Origin of the sequence: Streptomyces sp. NPDC050416 (assembly GCF_044458845.1) — a bacterium.
GTDB lineage: Bacteria > Actinomycetota > Actinomycetes > Streptomycetales > Streptomycetaceae > Streptomyces.
Genome location: NZ_JBITII010000001.1, coordinates 103,301 through 129,516, shown reverse-complemented (window position 1 = coordinate 129,516; position 26,216 = coordinate 103,301). Strand labels below are relative to the sequence as shown.

Here is a 26,216-nt window from a genome sequence, read left to right as displayed (position 1 = left end):
AAGAGCTGCCCACGGGAGGGGCGGGCGGGAACCGAGGGGTCCGGCGGTTGACACAACGTCCGAACAACGCGTTCCGGCTGGACAGATCACGCGTTGTCGCCTTCCGCGGCGGCTTGGATGCTCGGGTACCGGAGCTGAGCAACCCATCAGACCTCGACGCACGGCCGGGAGACGAAATGACCGCACTGTCGCCGCACCTTCGCCAGGCCACGCCCGTGGTGGCGGCCCGGGGCGAGGGCGTCCACCTCTACGGCGAGGACGGCCGCCGCTACCTCGACTTCACCGCCGGCATCGGCGTCACCAGCACCGGGCACTGCCACCCCAAGGTCGTGGCGGCGGCGCAGGAGCAGGTGGGCACGCTGATCCACGGCCAGTACACCACCGTCATGCACCAGCCGCTGCGCCGCCTCGTCGACAAGCTGGGCGAGGTGCTGCCGGCCGGCCTGGACAGCCTGTTCTTCACCAACTCCGGCAGCGAGGCCGTCGAGGCGGCACTGCGGCTGGCGCGCCAGGCCACCGGCCGGCCCAACGTCATCGTCTGTCACGGCGGTTTCCACGGCCGTACGGTCGCCGCCGCCTCCATGACCACGTCCGGGACCCGCTTCCGGTCCGGTTTCTCCCCGCTGATGAGCGGTGTCGTCGTCACCCCGTTCCCGACGGCCTTCCGCTACGGCTGGGACGAGGAGACCGCCACCCGCTTCGCGCTGAAGGAGCTCGACTACACCCTCCAGACGATCTCCTCGCCCGCCGACACGGCCGCGATCATCGTCGAGCCGGTGCTCGGCGAGGGCGGGTACGTGCCCGCGAACAGCGCCTTCATGGAAGGGCTGCGGGAACGGGCCGACCGGCACGGCTTCCTGCTGATCCTCGACGAGGTGCAGACCGGCGTCGGCCGCACCGGGCGCTTCTGGGGCCACGACCACTTCGGCGTCACCCCGGACATCCTCGTCACCGCCAAGGGCCTGGCCAGCGGCTTCCCCCTCTCCGGCATCGCCGCCTCCGAGGAACTGATGACCAAGGCCTGGCCCGGCTCGCAGGGCGGCACGTACGGCGCCAACGCCGTCGCCTGCGCCGCCGCCTGCGCCACCCTCGACGTCGTACGCGACGAGAAGCTCGTCGAGAACGCCGAGACGATGGGCAAGCGGCTGCGCCACGGCCTGGAGGCGGTGGCCGACCGGACCCCGGGCATCGGCGACGTCCGCGGCCTCGGCCTGATGCTCGCCACCGAGTTCGTCACCGAGGACGGCGGCCCCGACCCCGAGACCGCCGCCCGCGTGCAGCGCGCGGCCATCGACGAGGGCCTGCTCCTGCTGCTGTGCGGTGCGTGGAACCAGGTCGTCCGCATGATCCCCGCGCTCGTGATCGACGAGGCGGGCGTGGACGAGGGCCTCCAGGCCTGGACGAACGCCGTCGAGGCCGGCACCTCCGGAGCGGCGGAGCGATGACCACCGCCACCCGCGACCTGGCGGGTCTCACGGCCCGGATCGCCGAGATCGCGCCCGGTCTGCGGGTGGAGACCGGCCCGGGGGCGACGGGCCCCTACGCCTACGACGCCTCCAACTACCGTGTGCCGCCCCGAGCCGTGGCCTTCCCGCGCACCGCCGACGACGTGGTCGCGGTGCTGCGGGCCTGCCGGGAGGCCGGCGTCCCGGTCACGGCCCGGGGTGGCGGCACCAGCATGGCGGGCAACGCCGTCGGGCTCGGGGTCGTCCTGGACTTCTCGCGGTACATGAACCGGATCCTGGACATCGACGTCGAGGGCCGTACCGCGCGGGTGGAGGCCGGTGTCGTCCTGGACGCGCTGCGCGGGGCGACGGCGTTGCACGGGTTGGACTTCGGACCGGATCCGTCCTCGCACAGCCGTTGCACCCTCGGAGGCATGATCGGCAACGACGCCTGCGGCAACCGGTCCGTCCGTGATGGACGGACGAGCGGGCACGTCGAGGCCCTGGAGATCGTGACGGCCGACGGCGTGCGGGCCGTGGCCGACCACTCCGGGCTGCGTGCCGCGGAGCCGGGCGACGCGGAAGCTGTGCGGCGCGTCGCCCGGCTCGAATCCGACCTCAGGCGGCTGGTCGAGGACAACCTCGCGCTGATCCGCACCGAACTGGGCCGCATCCCGCGCCAGGTCTCCGGCTTCCAGCTGCAGCACCTGCTGCCCGAGAAAGGCTTCGACCTGGCTCGCGCCCTCGTGGGCACCGAAGGCACCTGTGCGGTCGTCACCGCCGCGACGGTCCGCCTGGTGGCGACCGCACAGGCCTCCACCCTGCTGACGCTCGGCTACGAGGACGTGGTCGAAGCGGCCCAGGACGTGCCGGAGATCCTGCGCTGGTCACCCAGCGCCGTCGAAGGCATGGACGAGGCGATCGTCGCCACCATGCGCGCCCGGCGCGGCCCGGACTCCGTCACCGGGCTGCCGGAGGGACGGGCCTGGCTGTACGTCGAGCTCGAAGGCGACGACCAGGCCGCGGTGAACGCCCGCGCCGCCGAGCTCCTCGACGCTCTCAAGGCCCGGGGGCGCATGACCGGCGGCCGGGTCGTCGAGACTCCGGCCGAGCGGCGCTCGTTGTGGCGGGTGCGTGAGGACGGGGCCGGGCTGGCCGCCCGGCTCGTGGACGGCGGGGAGTCCTGGCCGGGCTGGGAGGACGCGGCCGTCGCCCCGGAGAACCTGGCCGCCTACCTGCGCGACTTCCGCAAGCTGCTGGCCTCGCACGAACTGACCGGCGTGATGTACGGGCACTTCGGCGCGGGCTGCGTCCACGTGCGCATCGACTTCGACCTGGCCACCGAGACCGGCCGGACGGTCATGCGGCGCTTCCTGACCGAGGCGGCCGCCCTGGTCGTCGGGCACGGCGGCACGCTGTCGGGAGAGCACGGCGACGGACGTGCCCGCAGTGAGCTGCTGGAGGTCATGTACAGCCACCGCATGATCGCCGCGTTCGCCGCGTTCAAGAAGACCTTCGACCCCGACGGGCTGCTCAACCCCGGCGTGATCGTCGACCCGGCCCCCTTGGACGCCGACCTCGCGCTGCGGGAACTCCCGCTGCTGGACACGACCTTCGGCTTCCCCCATGACGAGGACGGATTCGCGGGCGCCGTGCGCCGCTGCGTCGGTGTCGGCCGCTGCCGCAGTGACGCGGGCGGGGTGATGTGCCCGAGCTACCGGGCCACGGGCGAGGAGAACGCCTCCACCCGCGGCCGGGCCCGCATGCTCCAGGAGATGGTGCGCGGTGAGGCCGTGCGGGACGGCTGGCGCTCGACCGAGGTCAAGGACGCCCTCGATCTGTGCCTGTCCTGCAAGGCCTGCTCCAGCGACTGTCCGGTCGGCGTCGACATGGCCACCTACAAGGCGGAGTTCCTCCACCAGCACTACAAGGGCCGCCTGCGCCCCCGTTCCCACTACTCCCTCGGCTGGCTGCCCAGAACCTCCGCGCTTGCCGGTTACGCCGCCCGGCCGGTCAACGCACTGCTGCGCGGGCCGCTCGGCAGGCTCCTGGCCCGTCTCGGCGGCGTCACGACCAAGCGGAGGATCCCCGCCTTCGCCTCCCGCCGCACCCTGCGCAAGACCCTGCGCGCGGCCAGGACGCCAGGGCCCGCGAAGGCCGTGCTCTTCGTCGACAGCTTCACCCGCGCCTTCCGCCCCGAGGTCGCGGGCGCCGCGAGCCGTGTGCTGGCCGACGCCGGCATCCCCTGCGCGCCCCAGGACGGACTGTGCTGCGGGCTGACCTGGGTCAGCACCGGACAGCTGAACGTCGCCCGCAAGATCATGGCCCGCACGGTCGCCGCGCTCGACGACGGTGACGACCGGCCGATCATCGTGGCTGAGCCCAGCTGTGCGGCCGCGTTGAAGCGTGACGTTCCCGAACTGCTCGGCACCGAGGCCGCCCAGCGCGTGGCGAGCCGCGTCCACACCTTCACCGGGGCCCTCACCGACCTCGCCGACCAGGACTGGGGCCCGCCGCCGCTGCCCTTGAACGTCGTGCTCCAGACCCACTGCCACGAGTACGCCACCTTCAAGGGCCGCCGCCCCGCCGACCTGCTGCGCCGGCTCGGCGTACGTGGCGTCGACGAGGCCGAGGGCTGCTGCGGACTCGCCGGGAACTTCGGCTTCGAGGCAGAGCACTACGACACCTCGATGGCCGTCGCCGATCTCGCCCTCAAACCCCGTATCGACCACCTCGACGGACGCACCGTCGTGGCCGACGGCTTCAGCTGCGCCACCCAGATCGACCATCTCGCCGGAGACCGCGGCGTCCGCGCCCTGCACCTCGCGGAACTCCTCGACCCCGCCGCCGACCGACCAGGAGAGACGACATGACCGAGGTACTGACCCAGTTGTTCATCGGCGGTGCCTGGGTGGACGCCGCGGACGGCGCCACCATGCCCGTCGACGACCCCGCGACCGGCGAGATCCTCTGCGAGGTCGCCGACGCGGGCCCCAAGGACGCCCGGCTCGCGGAGGAGGCGGCCGTCCAGGCACAGCAGGAGTGGGCCCGAACGGCGCCCCGGGCGCGCAGCGAGATCCTGCGCCGCGCCTACGAGCTCATCCTGGAGCGCACCGACGAGCTCGCCCACCTGATGACGTCCGAGATGGGCAAGCCGCTCGCCGAGGCCAGGGGAGAGGTGGCGTACGCCGCCGAGTTCTTCCGCTGGTTCTCCGAGGAGGCCGTCCGCATCGACGGCGACTGCGGCACGCTGCCCGACGGGCGCAACCGCATGCTGCTCTCCCGCCGCCCGGTCGGGCCCTGCCTGCTGATCACACCGTGGAACTTCCCGCTGGCCATGGGCACCCGCAAGATCGGCCCGGCCATCGCGGCGGGCTGCACGATGATCCTCAAGCCGGCCCCGCAGACCCCACTCTCCAGCCTCGCGCTGGCGGGCATCCTCCAGGAGGCCGGCCTGCCGGACGGCGTGCTGAACGTCGTCACCACCTCCCGCGCCGGAGAGGTGTGCGAGCCGCTGCTGCGCGGCGGCCGGATCCGCAAGCTCTCCTTCACCGGCTCCACCGGCGTCGGCCGCATCCTGCTCGCCCAGTGCGCCGACACGGTCGTCCGCACCTCGATGGAGCTGGGCGGCAACGCGCCGTTCATCGTCTTCGACGACGCCGACCTCGACGTGGCCGTGGACGGCGCCATGGTCGCCAAGATGCGCAACATGGGCGAGGCCTGCACCGCCGCGAACCGTTTCTTCGTCCACCGGTCGGTCGCGGACGAGTTCGGCCGGCGGCTCGCCGAGCGGATGGGCGCGCTCGTGGTCGGTCCCGGCACCCGAGAGGGAGTCGACGTCGGCCCGCTGATCGACCGGACCGGACGCGGCAAGGTCGAGGAACTCGTCGCCGACGCGGTGGAGCGCGGCGCCCAGGTGCTGGTCGGCGGCCGTACGCCGGAGGGACCGGGCTGCTTCTACCCGCCGACCGTGCTCACGGACGTCTCTCCCGAGAGCCGCCTGATGGACACGGAGATCTTCGGCCCCGTGGCCGCGATCCTCACCTTCGACGACGAGGACGAGGTGCTGCGCCGGGCCAACGACACACCCTGGGGCCTGGTCGGTTACGTCTTCACCCAGGGCCTGGACCGCGGCCTGCGCGTCAGCGAACGCCTGGAGGTCGGCATGGTGGGCCTGAACACCGGCCTCGTCTCCAACCCGGCCGCACCGTTCGGCGGGGTCAAGCAGTCCGGCCTCGGCCGTGAGGGCGGCCGGGTCGGCATCGAGGAGTTCCTGGAGTACCAGTACGTCGCGGTGCCCGTGCGGTGACGGCGTTTCCCGCCTGACGCACGTCTCCCATCACGCACCGCGGGTACAGCCCCCGCGTACCGTCCCACCCCCCGGGCCGCACGCGGGCGCCCCGTGCCCGGCCTCCCCCTCCCCCCGGCCGGGCACGGGGCATACGGCCGACACGGCCGGGGCACCGGCCCCATGACATCGGAGAAAGCATCATGGCGAGTCACACCCCGGGCCAGGACGACTTCTGGGAGCACGGCCGCGCCGCGGAAGTGGTGGACAAACAGAGCGCGGGCCGCCCCTGACGCGGAAACGGGTCACACCCCCCGCCGACCGGCGGCGGCAGGGGGCGCCGTCACGCGCCCAGTCGGCGGTCACTGATGCCGGACGCCGTGTCGGCGACCAGGCGGCCCCACTCGGGCAGCCGGTCGGCGTCATAGCGGGAGTCGGGCATGGAGACGGCCACGGAGGCGAGCGGTGTGCCGTTCTCGTCGACGACGGGCGCGGCGATCGCGCAGACATCGGGACGGTACTGGTTGCGGTTGACGGCGTAGCCGTCCGTGCGCACCCGCTTCAGCTCGGCGCGCAACTCGGCCGGGTCGACCGTGGTCGCGTCGCTGTAGCGCTCCAGCCCCTGGGCGACCAGTTCGTCCACGTCGGCGGGCGGCAGATGGGCCAGGATCGCGCGCCCGGTGGCGGTGGCGTGCAGGGGAGAGGTGTCGCCGATCGCGTGGTACGTCCGCACCGCGTGAGCGCAGTCGACCCGGTCGACGACGACCATGCACTGCAGGGCGTCCGGCACCGACAGGTGGATCGTCTCGTTCAGCGCGTCGCGCAGCCGGATCATGGGCTCCCTCGCCGCCGCGAACAGGCTGGAGCCCTGAAGTGCCGCCGGACGTACGGCGAGCACCCGGGCACCGATCTCCCAGCGGGTGGTGTCCCGGCGGTTCGCCCGCAGCCATCCCGCCTCGCTCAGGCTGACCAGCGTGCGCTGCACCGTCGACTTGGGCAGGCCGAAGAGCTTCGTCAACTCGCCCACCGTCACGGGCTGGTGGTGGGCGACCGCCTCCAGGATGCGCAACGACCTGGTCACGCTCTTCATTTCCATCGAGGCCCCGTCAGTCTTCGTTCGTCGGTCTCAACCTCTTGACTCCCTCTCGGGGTCGCAGGCATGATCGTGCCGGATATTAGCATGGCGTTCCACATTACGGCATGCGTCCAGGGTCCCGCGGTGACGAACGGCGGTAGCACCCTGACTGCGCCTGCCCCCGCGGGGCGGCCCCCTGCGCCCGGCCCTCCCCCCGGCCGGGCGCAGGGTGGCGGCTGTCGTCCGAACGTGAGAAATGGGCTGGCCCCCACGCTGATGCGTGAGGGCCGGCCCTTTGCCGGTGCCCGGTCAGGCGCCCATGCGGCGCCCTGAGATCTCCGCGGCGGCGTCGGCGACCAGGCGGCCCCACTCGGGCAGCCGGTCCGCGTCGTAGCGCGAGTCGGGCATGGAGATGGCCACGGTCGCCAGTGGCGTGCCCTCCTCGTCGAGGACGGGCGCGGCGATCGCGCAGACGTCCGGCCGGTACTGGTTGCGGTTGACCGCGTATCCGTCGACGCGGATCCGGTCCAGCTCGGCGCGCAGCTCGTCCGGGTCGGTGGGTGTCGTCTCGCTGTAGCGCTCCAGCCCCTGAGCGATGAGCTCCTCGACGTCCTGCTTCGGCAGATGGGCCAGGACGGCACGCCCGGTCGCGGTGGCGTGCAGGGGCGAGGTGTCGCCGACGGTGTGGAACGTCCGTACGGCGTGACTGCAGTCCACGCGGTCCACCACGACCATGCACTGCAACGCGTCCGGCACCGACAGGTGGATCGTCTCGTTCACCGTGTCCCTCAGGCGGACCATGGGCTCGCGCGCGGCGGCGAACAGGCTGGACCCCTGGAGCGCGGCGGGCCGTACGGCCAGGACGCGGGCGCCGATCTCCCAGCGGGTGGTGTCCTTGCGGTTGGCCCGCAGCCAGCCGGCCTCGGCCAGCGTGACCAGGGTGCGCTGCACGGTCGACTTCGGAAGGCCGAAGATCTTCGTCAATTCCCCCACGGTGACCGGCTGATGCTGGGCCACCGCCTCCAGAACACGCAGCGACCTGGTGACGCTCTTCATTTCCATCCGGTTTCCCCCTGTTAATCCTCAGAATCCCTGGCGGACACCTCTTGACTCCCCTGGGAGCCGCTGTCATTCTCTGTGCCAGATACTAGCACAGCATTCCACATTGTGGCACGGCTCGCCGGAAGATCCCGAGGACACAGCCGGAACTCCGAGACAGGGCGTTCGTGAGCCGAGGTCCCCCGAAGGCCCCGCCCCCTCCGCCCGAACCGCCTCGAATCGAACAGCCTCACGCCGGGGCTCAGCATGCGCCCCGGCGATACGAAAGGAAAGCCCGTGTCAGCTGGCAGGAAGCGAGTCGCCGTCGTCGGCGTGGGAACCATGGGAAGCCAGGCCGCCTGGCGCCTCGCGGCCCGTGGCGCGGAAGTCGTCGCCTACGACCGCTTCGCCCCCGGCCACGACCGCAGCGCCGCCGGCGGCGAGACCCGCATCTTCCGCAGCGCGCACTTCGAGGACTCCCGGTACGTCCCGCTCCTCAAGCACGCCGACGTCCTGTGGGAGCGGCTCCAGCAGGAGACCGGACGCGAGCTGCGCCGCCTGACCGGATGCCTGCTCATGGGGTCCACCAAGCACCAGCAGATGGCCACGGTCCTGCAGTCCATCGCCGAGCACGGCCTCGATCACGAGGTGCTCGACGCCGAGGCCATGGCCAAGCGCTTCCCGCAGTACCGGCTGGAGGACGGCGACGCGGCCGTGCTCGACCGCCGCGCCGGCTTCATCCGGCCCGAGCTCACCGTCCAGACCGCGGCCCGGCGCGCCGAGCAGCTGGGTGCCCGTATCGAGCGCTACACGCCGGTGCGGGAGATCACCCCGGCCGGCGGTGGCGTGGAGGTACGCACCGACACCGGCAGCGAGCGCTTCGACGCGGTCGTGGTCACCGTCGGCCCCTGGGTGAACGATCTGCTCCCCGACCTGCCGTGGGAGGTGGACATCCGCCGCCTGATCAGCGCCTGGTACGTGCCCACCACCGACGCCTGGTTCGGCGAGGAGCGTCCCGCGTTCATCCGCACGACCCCCACGCACTGCTACGGACTGCCCTCCCCGGACGGCGTCTCCGTCAAGCTCGGCCTCTCCCGCGCGCTGCACAAGCCCGCCGGCGACCCCAACGCGCTGGACCGCACCGTCCAGCCGGAGGAGCTGGACATCTTCACCGAGCAGATCCGCCGCCACCTGCCGGACCTGCACCCGGACCCGACCCGCCTGGCCGTCTACATGGAGGGCTACACCGAGAGCAGCCGCCCGCTGATCGGCCCGCTGCCCGGCGCCGACAACGTCGTACTGCTCGCGGGCTTCTCCGGCCACGGCTTCAAACTCTCACCCGCCTTCGGGGACATCGCCGCCGACCTGGCGTTGGACGGCACGTCCTCCCAGCCGATCGACTTCATCAGCACGCTCGGCCGCACCACCGCCTGAATGAGGAACGACATGACACTCACCGTAGGCCGGCTCCGGGCCGAGCCGGGCCGCAAGACCCGCGGGGTGATCCCCGTGGACCTCGGACCCACGACCGTCGAGATCCCCCTCGTCCTCGTCAACGGCTCCCGCCCCGGGCCCCGGGTCGTCATCACCGGCGGCGTCCACGGAGGCGAGTTCGTCGGTATCGACGCGGCCACCCGCCTGGCCGGTTTCCTGGAGCCGGACGACGTCACCGGCCAGGTGGTGATCTGCCCCGTGGCCAACCCGCCGGCGGTGTACGACGGCCGCCTCGGCAAGTCCCCGCTGGACGACGTCAACATCAACCGCGTCTTCCCCGGCGACAAGGACGGCGGACCCACCGAGCGGCTGGCGGCCTGGCTCTTCGAGAACGTCATCTCCGGCGCCGACGCCTACGCCGACCTGCACAGCGGGGGCATCGACGAGACCCTGCTCGACTTCGTCGGCTACCGCCTCACTTCCGACGCGGAACTGGACGCCAGGACGCGGGCCATGGCTCATGCCGTCGGCTACGAACGAGTCCTGTTCGGCCGCAACGCCGAAGGCGGAAACAGCCACGCCGCGGCCGCCCGGCAGGGCATCCCCGCGATCCTCATCGAGACCGGCCAGCTCGGCGAACGCGACCCCGCCCAGGCAAGGGCCCTGCTCGACGGCCTGTACCGGCTGCTGCATCAACTCGGCGTCATCGATGCGCCGCACCACGTCGCACCGGTGACCGCGCAGCCGCGCGACTGGGTCTGGACCGGCTCCGTCGTCTCACCGGCCACCGGCCTGTGGTACCCGGACGCCGCGACCGGCGACGAGGTGACAGAAGGTCAGGCCGTCGGCCGCGTCATCGACCCGGCCGACGGCAGCGAACACAAGGTCACCGCCACCGCCACCGGACAGATCCTCTACGGCATGAACGGGCTCACCGTCGCCACCGGCGCCGAACTCGCCGCCATCGCGGTGCCGCACGACTGACCGGCACCACCCACAGACCCGCCCCTCGAAGCACCACTCACCTCGAACAGCTGGTTCCCACGCGCCAATTTCAGGAGATTTGTCATGAGTGATCCCATGATCGGTCGCAGAGCGCTCCTGCGCGGAGCAGGCGGCCTGGCCGCCCTCGCCGCCGTGCCCTCGCTCGCGGCCTGCGGCACCGGCACCAGCCGGGCTTCGTCCAGCAGCGCCAAGGGCGGCGGCAAGTCGGTGGTCGTCCGCGACAGCGGCGGCTCCTTCGGGGAGGCCCTCCAGAAGGCGATCTACACGCCGTTCACCCAGGAGACCGGCATCAGCGTCCAGGTCGTCAACCTCCAGGGCACCCAGATGCTGGCCCAGATCAAGCAGGGCCGCCCCCAGTTCGACCTCATCAACAACTCGATGATGGAACACATCAAGTTCGCGGCCCAGGACGCCCTGGAGCGGCTGGACACCGACCGGATCAAGAGCCTGAAGAGCGCCAGGATCCCTCAGAACCAGATCACCGACCATGCCGTCGGCAACAGCTTCTACGGCCAGTGCATGGCGTACCGCACCGACGCCTTCGGGGGGAAGAAGCCGGAGACCTGGGCGGACTTCTGGGACACCAAGGCGTTCAAGGGCAGCCGCTCGATGTGCAACCCGGACGCCGACCTGCCCGAGCTGGAGTTCGCGCTGCTGGCCGACGGCGTCCCCATGGACAAGCTGTACCCGCTGGATGTGGACCGCGCCTTCAAGGTGCTGACCCGGCTGCGGTCCGACATCAAGAAGTTCTGGGACAGCGGCCCACTCCCCGGTGTGCTCCTCAGCCGTCAGGAAGTGACCATATCCACCGTCTGGGACGGCCGGATCGCCGATCTGCAGAAGCAGGGCGTCCCGGTCGCGCGGCAGCTCAACGGCATGCGCCGCCAGTTCCAGGGCTACGGCATCGCCAAGGGCGCCGCCCATGTGGACGCCGCCTACCAGCTCATGGACTACTCGCTGCAGCCCGAGGTGCAGGCCCGCCTGGCGAAGACCTTCCCGTCGAACCCGTCGTCCCCGATGGCCTACGAGAAGCTCACCAACGAGGAGCGCAACGCTCTGGCGGGTGCGCCGCAGTACTACGACAAGGGCTTCGACGCGGACATCAACTGGTGGGTCAAGAACGAGGCTTCGGTCACCAAGCGCTGGTTGGAGTGGGCTCGTGGCTGAATTCGGTGTGGTCACACCGTCCGTGGAGGTGGCCGGGGGCAAGCTGCCCACCGCGACGGGCAAAGCGCTGTCGGTGGTGGCCCTGCGCAAGACGTACGGGGACGTCGTCGCGGTCGACGAGGCGTCCATGGAGATCGCCGCCGGGGAGTTCGTCACCTTCCTCGGTGCCTCGGGGTCGGGCAAGACCACGACCCTGATGATGATCGCCGGGTTCTGTGAACCGGACTCCGGCACCATCACCGTCGGGGACCGCGACGTCACGAAGCTCGCTCCGCAAAAGCGCAACCTCGGCTTCGTCTTCCAGCAGTACCTGCTCTTCCCGCACATGACGGTCAGTGAGAACGTCGCCTTCCCGCTCACCCTGCGCGGGGTGCCGAAGGACGAGATCCGAAGGAGGGTCGGGGAAACCCTGGAGATCGCGGGTCTGTCCGGCTTCGGCGGCCGTCGTCCCCGGGAACTGTCGGGTGGTCAGCAGCAGCGCGTTGCCTTGTGCCGGGCGCTGGTCTACCGGCCGCCGGTCATTCTCATGGACGAGCCGCTCGGCGCGCTGGACAAGAAGCTGCGCGATCAGCTCCAGGTCGAGATCAAGGTGATCCAGCAGGAACTCGGCCTGACCGTCATCTATGTGACGCATGATCAGGAAGAGGCGCTGGTGCTGTCGGACCGGATCGCGGTGATGCGCAACGGTCTGATCGAGCAGTTCGACACGCCGCGCGAGCTGTTCGAGCGGCCCAGGACCCCGTTCGTGGCGGACTTCCTGGGCGCGGCCAACTTCCTGCCCGGCCGCGTCCTGCAGCACACCGATGAACACACCGTGGTCCGCCTCGACCAGTCCGGCGGTCTGCTGAAGGCGCGACGCCATGGGCTGGCCTCCGGCACCGAGGTGAAGGTCGCCGTGCAGCCGGGCCGGCTGCGGGCCTGTGCACCGGACGACGGTTTCTGTACCGGCACGGTCGAGACAGCCACGTACGTCGGCACTCTGGTCCGCGCGGGTGTGCGCATCGACGGCGGGGACGCGCCGCTGCTGCGTCTCGAAGTACCGGCCGGCCGCGGGCCCGTCACCGGCGAGCGGATCGGCATCACCGTCGACCCCGAGGACGTCAACCTCTTCCCCGTAGAACAGGGCGGGTGAGCCGTGGCCGCCACCCTGACCGCCAACGCCCCCGCCCGTCCGCGCAAGCTGCTGGCCTCCCGCAGAACAAGGGTCGGCATCCTCTACGCGCTGCCGGTCGTCGTCTACCTGCTGGTGCTGTTCGTCTACCCGATCCTCAGCACGCTGTTCCTCAGCCTGAAGAACACCGACGGCTCCCTCACCCTGCACTGGTACGTGGAAGCTCTGACAGGCCTCAACCTCTCCGTTCTGTTGACCACCGTACGGATCTCCGCGGAGACGGCGCTGTTCAGTCTCGTCTTCGGTTTCGTCCTGGCCAACGCGATCTCCCGGCTGAAGCCCCTGTGGGCGGGAGTGGCGATGCTGATCGTGGTCGTGCCGCACTTCATCAGCGCCCTGGTGCGCACCTACGGCTGGATCATCCTGCTCGGTGACAAGGGCCTGGTGAACGAGACCCTGGCCAAGCTCTGGGTCCCCGGAGCGCCGTTCCAACTGCTGTACAACGAGATCGGCGTGGTCATCGGCACCACCTCGGTGATGCTGCCGTACACCGTGCTGCTGCTCTACGGCGTGATGCGCGGCGTGGACCGGCGGCTGCTCGCCGCCGCGGCGAGCATGGGCGCGGGGCGAGTGACGATCTTCCGCCGGGTCTACCTGCCGCTGGTCGCCCCCGGGCTGGCCAGTGCCGGACTGCTCAGCTTCATCCTCTCGCTGGGCTACTACATCACCCCCGCCCTGATGGGCGGCCCCGACCAGACGATGATCGCCTCGCTGATCAACCAGCAGGTGATGAAGCAGAACCAGTGGAACGGGGCGGCCGCCGAGGGCGTCGTGCTGCTGCTGCTGACCTTCGCGGGACTGCTGCTGGTCAAGGTCATGACCTCCTTCGGCGCCAGCCGTAAGAAGCGGAGGACGTCATGATGGAGCTGCGCAGAACCCTCGCCGGACGGATCGCCCTGACCGCCGCCGCCACCATGATCCTGCTGTTCCTGGCGCTGCCGATCGTCGTCATCCTGATCACCTCCTTCAGCAACAACGCCTTCGCCGCATTCCCCCCGGACTCCTGGACGCTCGGCTGGTACAAGGCGCTGTTCGCCGACGGCAGCAAATGGCCGGCCGCCCTGTCACTGAGCGCCCTGGTCGCCGCTATGAGCACCGTCTTCTCGCTGGTCATCGGGGTGACCGCGGCGACCGCGCTGACCCGCAGCGAACTGCCGCTGCGCTCCGCGGTCTACGCCCTGGTCCTCGGGCCGCTGCTCATCCCGCAGATCGTCACCGCCCTGGGCCTGTTCCTGCTTTTCGAACCGGCCTCCATGCTGGGCAGCCCGATCGCCATCGCCCTCGGCCACACCGTGCTGGCCTCACCGATCGCGGTGCTGATCCTGGTGGCGACGCTGCGCGGGATCGACGAACGGCTGGAGGACGCCGCCGCCAGCATGGGTGCCGGACGGCTGACCATCGCCCGGCGGATCACCTTCCCCCTCGCCGCCCCCGGCATGATCGCGGCGGCGGTCTTCTCCTTCATCACCAGCTTCGACGAGTTCTACATCTCCCAGTTCCTGTCCTCGGTCGACACCGTCACCCTGCCGGTACAGATCTACAACTCCCTCACCTTCGACATCGACCCCAGCGTCACCGCGATCAGCGCGATCCTCATCGCCTTCGCGGTCCTCGCCCTCGCTCTGGTGGCCCTGGTGCGCTGGCTGGGCTCGGGGCGGCAGGACTCCCTGCTGTCGGTCGAGAACACGGCAGGGATCGCCGCACCCGGAGGTGAGGCCGTATGACCGCCACCGCTCAGCGGCACCTGCTGCTGAACATGACCGCCAACGGATCGCTCGCGAAGCCCGGTAAGGACCTCTTCGTCGTGCGCCACGGCGAGGGCCCCTACGTCGACGACGCGGCCGGCAACCGCTACATCGACGGCCTGTCCGGGCTGTACTGCTGCCAGATCGGCTACTCCTACGCCGACGAGATCGCCGAAGCGGCCCAGAAGCAACTGCGCGAACTCTGCTACAGCCCCCTGTGGTCGGATTCCGCGCACCCCACCGGCCTGGCCCTCGCGGAGCGCCTCGCCACCCTGGCCCCCGACGGCATCGAGCACGTCTTCTTCAGCGGCGGCGGCGCCGAGGCGGTGGAGACCGCCTGGAAGATCGCCCGCAGGTACCACACCCTGCGCGGTGAGCCCGGCCGGATCAAGGCGATCGCAAGGCGCGGCGCCTACCACGGCCTGACCCTGGGGGCGCTGTCCTTCACGGACGACCCCGGCCTCACCGAGCCGTACGGGCCGCCCGCCGTGGAGACCCACTTCGTCGCCAACACCGACCGGACCGCCCTGCAAGAGCCCCTCGACGAGGCGGCCTTCACCGATTACCTGCTCGCGGACGCGGAGGCCACGGTCCTCGCCGCGGGACCGGAGAGCGTGGCCATGCTCATCGCCGAGCCGGTGCAGAACCGGGGCGGCTGCATCACCCCGCCGGAGGGCTACTGGCAGGGCCTGCGCCGACTGGCCGACCGCTACGGCTTCCTGCTGGTCGCCGACGAGGTCATCACCGCCTTCGGACGGCTGGGGGAGTGGTTCGGCGGCGAGTGCTACGGCGCCCGCCCGGATATCGTCACCGTCGCCAAGGGCATCACCGCCGGCTACGCCCCCATGGGCGCGACCCTCGTCTCGGACCGTGTCGCGGAGGTGATCAACCAGCCGGGCGAGGTCCTCAACCACGGCTACACCTTCAGTGGTCATCCGCTGAGCGCCGCCATCGCCCTGCGCAGTCTGGAGATCATGGAGCGGGACCGGATCCTGGAGAACGTCCGCGGCCACCAGGGCCACCTGGCCGGGCGCATGGCATGTCTGGGCGAACTGCCGATCGTCGGTGATGTCCGCGGCGCCGGATACTTCTACGCCCTCGAACTCGTCGGCGACCTCGACGGCGGCGGCTTCAGCGACACCGCTCGCGCCGCGCTCGTCGCCGACCTGATCCCGCGCCGGCTGCGCGAGGCCGGGCTGCTCGCCCGCGTCTACAACCGCGCCGCCCCGCTGGTGCAGATCGCGCCCCCGCTGATCAGCGACCGCGCACTTCTGGACCGTATCGCCGACATCATCGCGGACACCCTCGCCGAGGCCTCCGCCCGCCTGTAGTCCGCCATTTCCAGTCCGCCATTTCGGAAGGAACGACATGTACTCCATCGGCCCCCTGACCGTCGCCCCCGGCGAGCGCGCCCAGGGTCTGATCCCGGTCGGCACCAGCACCTACGGTGTGGAGCTCGGCATCCCGCTCATCGTCGTCAACGGCACCGAGGACGGCCCGGTGCTGTGCGTGGACGCCGGTGTCCACGGCGACGAGTACGACGGCCAGGAGGCCATCCGCCGCGTCCTCGCCTCGATCGACCCGGTCGGCCTCCGCGGCACCCTCGTCGGCATCCCCTGTATGAACACTCCGGCGTTCGAGGCGGCGGCCCGCACCAGCGGCCTGGACTACCTGAACCTCAACCGGATCTTCCCGGGCGACGCGGACGGCTCGTACTCGCTGCGGCTGGCCGCCACCTTCGTCGAGCAGGTCGTGCCCGCCGTCGACGCCCTGGTCGACCTGCACACGGGAGGCACGTTCGGTGAGATCGCCCCGCTGGTCATCCTCCAGGGCGGCTACGAGGAGCTGGCCACGGACCTGGCTCTCGCGGCCGGACACGAACTGGTCTGGAAGGGCGGCAAGTGGGGCGGCACGGTCCGTCACCCCACCCTCGCGGCCGGCAAGCCCGCCGTCACCATCGAGGCGGGCGGCGGCACCTACCGCGAGCAGAACGTCGCCCTGCACGTCCACTCGATCCGCAACATCATGCGCCAACTCGGCATGATCGACGGCGAGGCGGAACTGCGTGACACCTACACGACGGTCTCGGGCACCTTCGCCCGGTCCGCCGCCGGCGGCTTCTTCCTCGGCCACGCCGAACCCGGTGAGACCTGCAAGGAAGGCGACCTGATCGCCCAGATCGTCGACCACTACGGCAACACGCTGGAGGAGGTCCGCGCCCCGCAGGACGGCATCGTGCTCTGGGTGCGCCGGATCCGCACCGTGCGGCCGGGCGACGAGGTGGTCATCTTCGGCGAGGTGCAGGGAGAGATCCTGCCATGAGCGGCGAACTTCCCTTGACCGAGCTTCCGTTGAACGAACTTCCGCTGACCGAGCTGCTGCTGATCGACGGCAAGCGGGTTCCCGCCGCCGACGGCCGGAGCTTCACGGTCCTCGACCCGTCGGACGGCACGGCCCTCGCCGAGGTCTCCCACGCCGGCCCGGCGGACATCGACCAGGCGGTGGCGGCGGCGCGCGCGGCGTTCACCTCTCCCGAGTGGGCCCGGATGCGCGCCGCGGACCGCGGCAGGCTCCTCCTGCGCATCGCGGAGGCGATCCGGCGCGAGGGCGAGCGGCTGGCGCGACTGGAGTGCCGGGACGTCGGCAAGCCGCTCAGCCAGGCGAAGGCCGATGTCGAGTCAGCCGCCCGCTACTTCGAGTTCTACGCGGGCATCGCCGACAAGCTCGGCGGCTCCACGATCCCCCTCGGACCCGGTCTGATCGACTACACCGTCCGCGAGCCGATCGGGGTCTCCGGCCAGATCATCCCGTTCAACTACCCGCTCCAGAACACCGCGCGGGGTTCCGCCCCCGCACTGGCCGCGGGCTGCACCGTGGTGCTCAAGCCCTCCCCGGAGGCGCCGCTCACCCCGCTGGAGATCGGCCGTATCGCACTGGAGTGCGGGCTGCCGCCGGGCGTGCTGAACGTCCTACCCGGCGACGGCGAGACCGGCGCGGTCCTTGCCGGCCACCCCGGCATCGACCAGGTCACCTTCACCGGCTCGGTGCCGACCGGCATCAAGGTCGCCCAGGCGGCCGCCGCCAACGTGGTGCCCTCCGTCACCGAGCTGGGCGGCAAGTCGCCGTTCGTCGTCTTCGCGGACGCCGACTTCGACCTGGCGCTGCAGGCCGTCCTGGGCGCGTCGTTCAGCAACGCCGGGCAGATGTGCTCGGCGGGCACCCGGCTGCTGCTCCAGCGCGGCGCCGAGGAGTTCCTGGACCGGCTGGTGGAGAAGATCGCGGGTCTGCGCGTCGGTCCGGGTCTCACGGATCCGGACATCGGCCCCCTGGTCGCCGCCCGGCAGCGCGACCGGGTCCTCGGATACCTGGAACTGGCCCGGCAGGAAGGCGCCGTGGTGCGAGCCGGGGGAGGCGTACCGTCCGACCCGGCCCTGGCCGACGGGTACTACATCGAGCCGACCGTCCTCACCGGCCTGACCAACCAGGCCCGTTGCGCCCGCGAGGAGATCTTCGGCCCCGTCGTCACCGTCATCGACTTCGACGACTCCGACGACGCCCTCGAGATCGCCAACGACAGCCCGTACGGCCTGTCCTCCTACGTCTGGACCCGCGACATCGACAAGGCCATGCGCCTGGCCGAAGGCATCCGGGCCGGCCAGGTCTACGTCAACGCCACCGGGGTCGGCGCCGGCGTCGAGCTGCCTTTCGGCGGCTACAAGCACAGCGGCTGGGGCCGCGAGAAGGGCCTCGAAGCGCTGGCTAGCTACACGCAGACCAAGAACGTCTGCATCGGATTCGGGAGCCGGTCATGAGCGCCATGAGAGGAGCCCGGTCATGAGGTATCGCACGCTGGGCGAACGCGGCCCCGCCGTCTCCGTCGTGGGCGTCGGCGGCAACAACTTCGGCTCCCGCCTCGACGAGGAGGGCACCAAGGCGGTGGTCCACGCGGCCCTCGACGCGGGGATCACCCTGTTCGACACCGCCGACATGTACGGCGGCTTCGGCGAACAGGGCGGCACGCGCGGCGACGGCGAACGCCTCCTCGGCGCCGCCCTCAAGGGCCGCCGTGACGACGTCGTCCTCGCCACCAAGTTCGGCATGGAGATGGGCCCCGAGGCCGACCGGTACGGCCGGCGCGGCGCCCGCCCCTACATCCGGTACGCCGTCGAGTCCTCTCTGCGCCGGCTCGGCACCGACCGGATCGACCTGTACCAGTACCACGAGCCGGACGGTGTCACCCCGCTGGAGGAAACGGTCGCCGCCCTGCGGGAACTCGTGGACGAGGGCAAGATCGCGTACATCGGCTGCTCCAACCTCCCGGCCGAGCAGCTCACCGACGCCTTCGTCAGCACCCAGGCCCGCTACCACCTGCTCGACCGCAGCGTGGAGAACGACCTGATCCCGGCCTGCCTGCGCCACGGCCTGGGCCTCCTGCCGTACTACCCGCTGGCCAACGGCCTGCTCAGCGGCAAGTACCGGCGCGGTCAGGAGCCCCCGCCCGGCAGCCGGCTGTCCTGGCGTGAGGGCTGGCTCACCGACGCGGCCCTCGACCGCGTCGAGGCACTCACCGCGTACGCCGCCGAGCGTGGCCTGACCCTCCTGCAGGTCGCCGTGGGCGGACTGGCCGCACTGCCCGCGGTCGGCTCGGTCATCTGCGGCGCCATGACCCCCGCACAGGTCACCGCCAACGCGGCGGCGGCCGACTGGATCCCCGACGCGGCCGACCTGGCCGCCCTCGACGCGATCGTCACGCCCGGCGAACGCGTCGTCTGAAGCCACCGCATCCCCTTCGAAATCCGTGAATTGAGGCTAGCCACCATGCGAGAGATCGTCACCTTCGACGCCTACGGCACCCTGGTCGACTTCCAGCTCGGCCCGACCACCCTGAAGGTCCTGTCCGACCGGCTGGACTTGGACAACCTGGACGTCGACGAGTTCCTCGACGACTTCCGCGTCATGCGCTTCCAGGCCGTCCTGGAGGCCTACCGCCCCTACCACGAGATCCTGCACTCCAGCCTGCGCAACGCCATGCGCCTGCACGGCCTGGAGTTCCGGGAGTCCGACGGCGACGCCCTGGTCGACGCCGTCCCCACCTTCGGCCCGTTCCCGGAGGTTCCGGACGCCCTGCGCGCCCTGAAGAGCAGGTACGAGATCGCCATCATCTCCAACACCGACGACGACCTGATCGCGCGCAACATCGAGAACATCGGCGTGGAGTTCGACCACGTCATCACCGCCCAGCAGGCCGGCGCCTACAAGCCGGACCGGCAGACCTTCGAGCACGCCTTCAAGGCCATGGGCGTCGAGCCGTCCCAGGTCATCCACACCGCCCAGGGCTGGGAGTACGACCACATCCCGACCCGCGACCTCGGCCTCAAGCGCCGGGTGTGGATCAACCGCTACGGCCGCCCGGGCAGCGCCGACTACCAGCCGTACGACGAACTGCCCGACCTGTCGGGCCTGCCGAAGCTCCTCGGCTGCTGACCGACGGCCCGACGGCGACCCAGGACCGACAAGACACGAGGACGCACGCCATGAAGCAGATCCCCTACTGGCTCGACACCGCCCCCGCCCTGCCCGACCGTTCCGGAAAGGACCTGCCCGACGAGGCGGACGTGGTGGTGATCGGCGGCGGCCTCACCGGCCTGTCCACCGCCTACCACGCCGCCCGCAAGGGCGCCCGGGTCGTCCTCGTCGAGAAGGACAAGGTCGGCTCGGGCGCCTCCGGGCGCAACGGCAGTATGTGCACCCAGGGCCTCACCATCAGCCCCGCCGAGGCCCGCAAACGCTACGGGCAGGAGCGGGCGCGCGAGTTGTACGACGCGTTCCGCGAAGCGGTCGACGTGGTCGAGGAGATCACGCGCACGGAGCGGATCGACTGCGACTTCCACCGCGCCGGCCGGCTCGGAGTCGCCTTCAAGCCCCAGCACTTCGAGTCGATGCGGGCCACCCAGCGCGACCTGGCCGACAACTTCGGCCACGAGACCCGGCTCCTGACCCGCGGTGAACTCAAGTCCGAACTGAACTCGGACTACTACCACGGTGCCCTGCTCGACCCGCTGAGCGCCGCCCTGCACGTCGGCAAGTACGTGCACGGTCTGGCCGAGGCCGCGGAGCGGGCGGGCGCGGAGATCCACGAGCGCAACGCCGCGACCGGCCTCACCCGCCTGCCGGGCGGTGGCTTCGTGGTCGAGACGCTGGGCGGCACGATCCGCGCCAAGCAGGTGATGGCGGCGACCGACGCCTACACCGACAAAGCACTGCCGTGGTTCCGTAAGCGGCTCATCAACGTCGGCAGCTTCATCATCGTCACCGAGCCGCTCGGCGAGACGCGCGCCAAGGCGCTGATCCCGAACGGGCGCCTGGTGGTCGACTCCAAGAACATCGGCCACTACATCCGCCTCACGCCCGACCACCGCCTCGCCTTCGGCGGCCGGGCCCGCTTCGCCCCTTCCAACCCGGCCTCCGATGTCAAGAGCGGCGACGTCCTGAAGGGGGAGATGACCGAGATCTTCCCGCAGCTCGCCGGGGTGCGGATCGACTACGTGTGGGGCGGCATGGTCGGCTTCTCCTGGGACCGGCTGCCGCACGCGGGGGAGGCGAACGGCCTGTACTACTCGATGGGTTACTGCGGCCACGGTGTCCAGATGGCCACCTACATGGGCCGCGCGGTCGCCGAGATGATGGACGGCCGCCCGGAGGCCAACCCGCTGCGCGGCCTCGGCTTCCCGAAGGTCCCCGTCCCGTTCTACAACGGCACCCCCTGGTTCCTGCCGTTCGGCGGCGCGTATTACAAGGTCAAGGACCGTCTGCGCTGAGCGGGCTCCAGCCCCGGTGAACCGATGACCCGTCAGTAGGTCATCGGTCACGGGCTCTTGACTCGTGACGCGGCAGTGGTCATCCTCGTCGCACCCTTGGATGAGGTCATGACAACCCGGCGTCGGCCCCGGGCCTTCGGGGCCCCGAGCCGGCCGGTACGTCGACCCCGCCACCCCCCGACCGAGGACGTGGGCCGTGACCAGTGCAGGACGCCCGTACCGCCGACGCAAGAACGTCACCGTCGTGTCGCTCCTACTGTTCGTCCTGGCCGTCGCGCTGGGCCCGACGCCCAGTTCGGCGGCCGGATCCGACTGGTGGAACCCGGCCGCACGGCCCGCGCCGGACTCCCGGATCAACGTCACGGGCGAGCCCTTCACCGGCACCGACGCCAAGGGCGACGTGCGCGGCTTCGTCGACGCGCACGACCACATTTTCGCCAACGAGGGCTTCGGTGGCCGTCTGATCTGCGGAAAGCCGTTCTCCGAGCAGGGTGTCGCCGACGCGCTCAAGGACTGCCCCGAGCACTACCCGGACGGCTCGCTCGCGATCTTCGACTTCATCACCAACGGGGGCGACGGCAAACACGACCCGGTGGGCTGGCCCACCTTCAAGGACTGGCCGGCCCACGACTCGCTGACCCACCAGCAGAACTACTACGCCTGGGTGGAGCGGGCCTGGCGCGGCGGTCAGCGGGTGCTGGTGAACGACCTCGTCACCAACGGCGTCATCTGCTCGGTGTACTTCTTCAAGGACCGCGGCTGCGACGAGATGACGTCCATCCGGCTCCAGGCCAAACTGACGTACGACATGCAGTCCTTCGTGGACAAGATGTACGGCGGGCCCGGCAAGGGCTGGTTCCGGATCGTCACCGACAGCGCGCAGGCCCGTGAGGTGATCGAGCAGGGCAAGCTGGCGGTCGTCCTCGGCGTCGAGACCTCCGAGCCCTTCGGCTGCAAGCAGGTCCTCGACATCCCGCAGTGCAGCAGGGCCGACATCGACAAGGGCCTGGACGAGTTGTACGCGCTGGGCGTGCGCAGCATGTTCCTGTGCCACAAGTTCGACAACGCGCTGTGCGGTGTCCGTTTCGACTCGGGCACGCTCGGAACGGCCATCAACGTCGGGCAGTTCCTGTCGACGGGCACCTTCTGGAAGACGGAGACGTGCAAGGGCCCGCAGCACGACAACCCCATCGGCGACGCGACGGCGGCCGCGGCCGAGAAGAAGCTCCCGGCGGGCGTGCGGGTGCCCTCGTACAAGGCGGACGCCCAGTGCAACGTCCGGGGACTCACCGGACTCGGCGAGTACGCCGTCCGCGGCATGATGAAACGCGGGATGATGCTGGAGATCGACCACATGAGCGTCAAGGCCACCGGCCGGGTGCTCGACATCTTCGAGGCCGAGTCCTACCCGGGCGTGCTCTCCTCGCACAGCTGGATGGACCTGAACTGGACCGAACGGGTTTACCGCCTCGGCGGGTTCATCGCCCAGTACATGCACGGCTCCGAGGGATTCATCGCGGAGGCCAAGCGCACGGAGGCCCTGCGCGACAAGTACGGCGTGGGCTACGGCTACGGCACCGACATGAACGGCGTCGGCGGCTGGCCGGCCCCACGGGGTGCGGACGCCCCGAACAAGGTCACCTACCCCTTCAAGAGTGTCGACGGCGGCTCCGTCATCGACCGGCAGACCACCGGCGAGCGCACCTGGGACCTGAACACCGACGGGGCCGCCCACTACGGCCTCGTCCCGGACTGGATCGAGGACATCCGCCGGGTCGGCGGCCAGGACGTGGTGGACGACCTGTTCCGCGGCGCCGAGTCCTACCTCGACACGTGGGGGGCCACCGAGAAGCACTAGTCCCGGAGCGATCCGCAACGGCTGAGTCCGGTCACCGATGAAGACATGAATCAGTCTTCATGTGTTCCTGTATGGTGGGGAGGCATGCCCCCGCCCGAAGGACTCTTCTGATGACCTCCACCCTCACGCCGCAGCCGGTCGACCGGGCGGAGCCCGCGCGCACCGGGACCGTGCCCCGGCGGCGTACCCGTGTCCTCGCGCTCCCCGAGGCGCGCTGGGCCGCGGCGGCCACCGTCCTCTTCCTGCTCGCGCTGCCCTTGCAGCTGACCGGCGCACCCTCCTGGACCTGGGGCCCGCTCTACGCCCTGTCGTACGTCACGGGCGGCTGGGAGCCGGGCTGGGAGGGGCTCAAGGCGCTCAAGGAGCGCACGCTCGACGTCGACCTGCTGATGGTCGTCGCCGCACTGGGCGCGGCGGCGATCGGGCAGGTCATGGACGGTGCCCTGCTCATCGTCATTTTCGCCACCTCGGGCGCGCTGGAGGCGCTGGCCACCGCCCGCACCGCCGACTCCGTCCGCGGCCTGCTCGATCTCGCCCCCGCCACGGCCACCCGGCTGACCCCGGACGGCGGCGAACAGGCCGTACCCGTCGAGGAGCTGGCGGTCGGTGACACCGTCCTCGTCCGCCCCGGTGAGCGCGTCGGCGCCGACGGCCGTGTGCTGGACGGGGCGAGCGACGTGGACCAGGCGACCATCACCGGCGAGCCGCTCCCCGTGGCGAAGGAGCCGGGCGACGAGGTCTTCGCGGGCACCCTCAACGGCACCGGCGCCCTGCGGGTCAGGGTCGAGCGCGACGCGTCCGACTCGGTGATCGCCCGGATCGTCCGGATGGTGGAAGAGGCGTCCGAGACGAAGGCGCCCACCCAGCTGTTCATCGAGAAGGTCGAACAGCGTTACTCGCTCGGCATGGTGGCCGCGACGCTGGCCGTCTTCCTGGTGCCCCTCGCCTTCGGCGAGCAGCTCACCGACGCGCTGCTGCGCGCCATGACGTTCATGATCGTGGCCTCGCCGTGCGCGGTCGTGCTGGCCACCATGCCGCCCCTGCTGTCGGCCATCGCCAACGCCGGACGGCACGGCGTGCTGGTGAAGTCGGCCGTGGTGATGGAGCGGCTCGGCCAGGTCGACGCGGTCGCGCTGGACAAGACCGGCACGCTGACCGAGGGCAGCCCGCGCGTCACCGACGTCCGGCCGCTGCCCGGATCGTGCCTGGACGAAGGGGAGTTGCTGACGCTGGCGGCAGCCGCCGAGCGGCCCAGCGAGCATCCGCTGGCCCGGGCGGTCGTGGACGCGGCCCGCGAGCGCGGTCTCGGCCTGCCCGAAGCGCAGGACTTCACCTCCGCGCCCGGCGTGGGAGTGACCGCCGTCGTGAGCGGCCGTGCGGTCGCCGTCGGCGCCCCGTCCCGTCTCCTGGACGGCACCGGCAGCACGGTCGCCGCCGTCGCCGGGGAACTGGAGGAGTCCGGCCGTACCGCCGTCCTGGTCCTCGTCGACGGCGCCCCCGCCGGGCTGCTCGGCATCGCCGACCGGCTGCGCCCGGACGCCGCCGCCACCGTCGCCGCGCTCACCACGCTCACCGGCACCGCCCCGACGCTCCTCACCGGCGACAACCCCCGGGCCGCCGCACACCTCGCCGCCGAAGCCGGCATCGACGACGTGCACGCCGGGCTGCTGCCGCAGGACAAGCTGACGGCCGTACAGGAGATGGAGCGCGCGGGCCGCAAGGTGCTGGTCGTCGGGGACGGCGTCAACGACGCACCCGCCCTGGCCGCCGCCCACACCGGCATCGCCATGGGCCGGGCGGGCTCCGACCTCGCCCTGGAGACCGCCGACGCCGTGATCGTGCGCGACGAACTCGCGGCGGTCCCCGCCACCGTCGCCCTCTCGCGCCGTGCGCGCAGGCTGGTCGTGCAGAACCTCGTCGTCGCCGGGGTGTTCATCGCCGGTCTCGTCGTCTGGGACCTGGCCGGAAACCTGCCGCTGCCACTGGGCGTCGCGGGCCACGAGGGTTCCACGGTCCTGGTCGGCCTGAACGGCCTGCGTCTGCTGCGGGAGACGGCCTGGCAGCGGGCCTGCGCGGACGGAAGCGACTGACGAACGCCGTCAGCCCACCGGCGGCGGCGGGCCGGTGCTGGCCCGCACCACGAGATCCACGGGGACGAGCGTGTCGACGCGAGGCTGCCCCCCGGGGCCGTCGATGCGGTCCAGGAGAAGCCGCAGGGAACGGGTGCCGATCTCGGCGAAGTCGGTGCGGACGGTGGTCAGCGGCGGCAGGAGATGCCCGGCCTCGGGGATGTCGTCGTAGCCGACGACGCTGACGTCCCCGGGGACGGAGCGCCCGGACTCGTGCAGGGCGTGCAGCAGGCCCAGCGCCATCTGGTCGTTCGAGACGAACACCGCCGTCACCTCCGGGCGCCTGGCCAGCCGGCGGCCCAGGTCGTAACCGGAGTCGGCGCTCCAGTCCCCGGCGAGCGGGGCCGGGACGTCCGCACCGGCCGCCTGGAGCGTCGCCTGCCAGCTCGCCAGACGGTGGTCGGCGGAGGTCCAGCCGGCGGGGCCCGCGATGTGCCAGACCGTGGCGTGCCCGAGGCGGAGGAGGTGCTCGGTGGCCTTGCGGGCCCCGGTGCGGGAGTCGCCGGTGACCAGGGGCGTGCTGTCGTCGAGGGCGCTCTCCAGCACCACCAGGGGAGTCCCGAGGTCGGTCTCCGCCAGGGCCCGGCCCACCCACTGCTGCGGGGCGATCGCGATCACGCCGTCCGCGCCCTCGGCCGACAGCCGGTTCACGGCCTCCACGACGGTGTCGTGGTCGGCCGTGTCGAGCGCGATGGAGCTCACCAGGTAACCGGCCTCCTGCGCCGCGGTGTTGATGGCGGTCAGGATGGACGCGGGCCCGTACCGGGCGGCGTCGAAGGAGATGACCCCGAGCATCCGGGTCCGGCCGCTGGCCAGCGACCGCGCGCTGCGGCTGGGCCGGTAGCCGAGGGTGCGCATGGCGTCCAGGACCGCCTCGCGCGTCTCGGGGCGGACGGCCGGATGGTCGTTGAGCACCCGGGAGACGGTCTGCTTGGAGACGCCGGCCAGCCGGGCCACATCGGCCATCACCGGCCGTGCCCCCGCGAAGTTGCGCCTGCTGCGGCCCTTGGGGACAGGGCTGTCGGTGGCGCTCGGTGTCATGG

The 26,216-nt window shown here is 71.1% G+C and carries 20 protein-coding genes; 17 read left to right on the top strand and 3 right to left on the bottom strand.

The features are described from left to right. The first annotated feature begins 176 nt into the window (after nucleotides 1-176). The 3 genes from ACIBL4_RS00605 to ACIBL4_RS00595 are packed head-to-tail and all read left to right on the top strand — an operon-like array spanning nucleotide 177 to nucleotide 5,754. Entirely contained in the window at nucleotides 177-1,445 is a 1,269-nt protein-coding gene (locus tag ACIBL4_RS00605) for an aspartate aminotransferase family protein (protein WP_399405015.1), read from the top strand. Continuing rightward, nucleotides 1,442-4,318: an FAD-binding and (Fe-S)-binding domain-containing protein gene (locus tag ACIBL4_RS00600; RefSeq protein ID WP_399405013.1), complete on the top strand. Its 2,877-nt coding sequence runs from the start codon at nucleotides 1,442-1,444 to the stop codon at nucleotides 4,316-4,318. The genes ACIBL4_RS00605 and ACIBL4_RS00600 overlap by 4 nt, the downstream gene beginning before the upstream one ends. Then, entirely contained in the window at nucleotides 4,315-5,754 is a 1,440-nt protein-coding gene (locus tag ACIBL4_RS00595) for an NAD-dependent succinate-semialdehyde dehydrogenase (protein ID WP_399405011.1), read from the top strand. The genes ACIBL4_RS00600 and ACIBL4_RS00595 overlap by 4 nt, the downstream gene beginning before the upstream one ends. 322 nt (nucleotides 5,755-6,076) lie before the next feature. Here ACIBL4_RS00595 and ACIBL4_RS00590 read toward each other — a convergent pair whose 3' ends face one another. Together ACIBL4_RS00590 and ACIBL4_RS00585 are read right to left on the bottom strand one after the other, a co-directional pair. Beyond that, nucleotides 6,077-6,823: an IclR family transcriptional regulator gene (locus ACIBL4_RS00590; protein ID WP_399406522.1), complete on the bottom strand. Its 747-nt coding sequence runs from the start codon at nucleotides 6,821-6,823 to the stop codon at nucleotides 6,077-6,079. A gap of 294 nt (nucleotides 6,824-7,117) precedes the next feature. Beyond that, nucleotides 7,118-7,864: an IclR family transcriptional regulator gene (locus ACIBL4_RS00585; RefSeq protein WP_399406519.1), complete on the bottom strand. Its 747-nt coding sequence runs from the start codon at nucleotides 7,862-7,864 to the stop codon at nucleotides 7,118-7,120. Nucleotides 7,865-8,143: 279 nt separating this feature from the next. Here ACIBL4_RS00585 and solA point away from each other — a divergent pair, with 279 nt between their 5' ends. The 14 genes from solA to ACIBL4_RS00515 all read left to right on the top strand — a co-directional run bounded on the left by solA (nucleotide 8,144) and on the right by ACIBL4_RS00515 (nucleotide 25,134). Beyond that, the gene (gene solA / locus ACIBL4_RS00580; RefSeq protein WP_399405009.1) at nucleotides 8,144-9,280 is read left to right on the top strand and encodes an N-methyl-L-tryptophan oxidase; all 1,137 of its coding nucleotides are present in this window, start codon (nucleotides 8,144-8,146) and stop codon (nucleotides 9,278-9,280) included. Nucleotides 9,281-9,292: 12 nt separating this feature from the next. Then, nucleotides 9,293-10,264, top strand: coding sequence for a succinylglutamate desuccinylase/aspartoacylase family protein (locus ACIBL4_RS00575; protein ID WP_399405007.1), 972 nt, complete (start codon nucleotides 9,293-9,295; stop codon nucleotides 10,262-10,264). 84 nt (nucleotides 10,265-10,348) lie between these two features. Further along, entirely contained in the window at nucleotides 10,349-11,452 is a 1,104-nt protein-coding gene (locus ACIBL4_RS00570) for an ABC transporter substrate-binding protein (RefSeq protein ID WP_399405005.1), read from the top strand. Further along, nucleotides 11,445-12,584, top strand: coding sequence for an ABC transporter ATP-binding protein (locus ACIBL4_RS00565; RefSeq protein WP_399405003.1), 1,140 nt, complete (start codon nucleotides 11,445-11,447; stop codon nucleotides 12,582-12,584). The genes ACIBL4_RS00570 and ACIBL4_RS00565 overlap by 8 nt, the downstream gene beginning before the upstream one ends. Before the next feature lie 3 nt (nucleotides 12,585-12,587). Then, nucleotides 12,588-13,484 carry an ABC transporter permease gene (locus ACIBL4_RS00560; protein ID WP_399405001.1) on the top strand — a complete coding sequence of 299 codons (897 nt, stop codon included), beginning with the start codon at nucleotides 12,588-12,590 and terminating at the stop codon, nucleotides 13,482-13,484. Beyond that, nucleotides 13,484-14,347 (top strand): ABC transporter permease, encoded by an 864-nt coding sequence (locus ACIBL4_RS00555; protein ID WP_399404999.1) that lies wholly within the window; start codon nucleotides 13,484-13,486, stop codon nucleotides 14,345-14,347. The genes ACIBL4_RS00560 and ACIBL4_RS00555 overlap by 1 nt, the downstream gene beginning before the upstream one ends. Next, nucleotides 14,344-15,699: an aminotransferase class III-fold pyridoxal phosphate-dependent enzyme gene (locus ACIBL4_RS00550; RefSeq protein ID WP_399404997.1), complete on the top strand. Its 1,356-nt coding sequence runs from the start codon at nucleotides 14,344-14,346 to the stop codon at nucleotides 15,697-15,699. The genes ACIBL4_RS00555 and ACIBL4_RS00550 overlap by 4 nt, the downstream gene beginning before the upstream one ends. A gap of 37 nt (nucleotides 15,700-15,736) precedes the next feature. Next, a complete protein-coding gene (locus ACIBL4_RS00545; RefSeq protein WP_399404995.1) occupies nucleotides 15,737-16,690 on the top strand; it encodes a succinylglutamate desuccinylase/aspartoacylase family protein in 954 nt (317 codons plus the stop codon). Continuing rightward, nucleotides 16,687-18,180 (top strand): aldehyde dehydrogenase family protein, encoded by a 1,494-nt coding sequence (locus ACIBL4_RS00540; protein ID WP_399404993.1) that lies wholly within the window; start codon nucleotides 16,687-16,689, stop codon nucleotides 18,178-18,180. Before ACIBL4_RS00545 ends, ACIBL4_RS00540 begins: the two co-directional genes overlap by 4 nt. Nucleotides 18,181-18,202: 22 nt before the next feature. Continuing rightward, a complete protein-coding gene (locus ACIBL4_RS00535) occupies nucleotides 18,203-19,141 on the top strand; it encodes an aldo/keto reductase (protein WP_399404990.1) in 939 nt (312 codons plus the stop codon). Between the two features lie 45 nt (nucleotides 19,142-19,186). After that, the gene (locus ACIBL4_RS00530) at nucleotides 19,187-19,852 is read left to right on the top strand and encodes a haloacid dehalogenase type II (protein WP_399404988.1); all 666 of its coding nucleotides are present in this window, start codon (nucleotides 19,187-19,189) and stop codon (nucleotides 19,850-19,852) included. A 50-nt stretch (nucleotides 19,853-19,902) separates the two neighbouring features. After that, nucleotides 19,903-21,186 carry an NAD(P)/FAD-dependent oxidoreductase gene (locus ACIBL4_RS00525; protein ID WP_399404986.1) on the top strand — a complete coding sequence of 428 codons (1,284 nt, stop codon included), beginning with the start codon at nucleotides 19,903-19,905 and terminating at the stop codon, nucleotides 21,184-21,186. Nucleotides 21,187-21,382: 196 nt separating this feature from the next. Continuing rightward, nucleotides 21,383-23,044 (top strand): hypothetical protein, encoded by a 1,662-nt coding sequence (locus ACIBL4_RS00520; RefSeq protein ID WP_399404984.1) that lies wholly within the window; start codon nucleotides 21,383-21,385, stop codon nucleotides 23,042-23,044. 110 nt (nucleotides 23,045-23,154) lie between these two features. Continuing rightward, nucleotides 23,155-25,134 (top strand): heavy metal translocating P-type ATPase, encoded by a 1,980-nt coding sequence (locus tag ACIBL4_RS00515; RefSeq protein ID WP_399404982.1) that lies wholly within the window; start codon nucleotides 23,155-23,157, stop codon nucleotides 25,132-25,134. 9 nt (nucleotides 25,135-25,143) lie between these two features. Here ACIBL4_RS00515 and ACIBL4_RS00510 read toward each other — a convergent pair whose 3' ends face one another. Beyond that, entirely contained in the window at nucleotides 25,144-26,214 is a 1,071-nt protein-coding gene (locus ACIBL4_RS00510; protein ID WP_399404980.1) for a LacI family DNA-binding transcriptional regulator, read from the bottom strand. Between the last annotated feature and the right edge of the window lie 2 nt (nucleotides 26,215-26,216).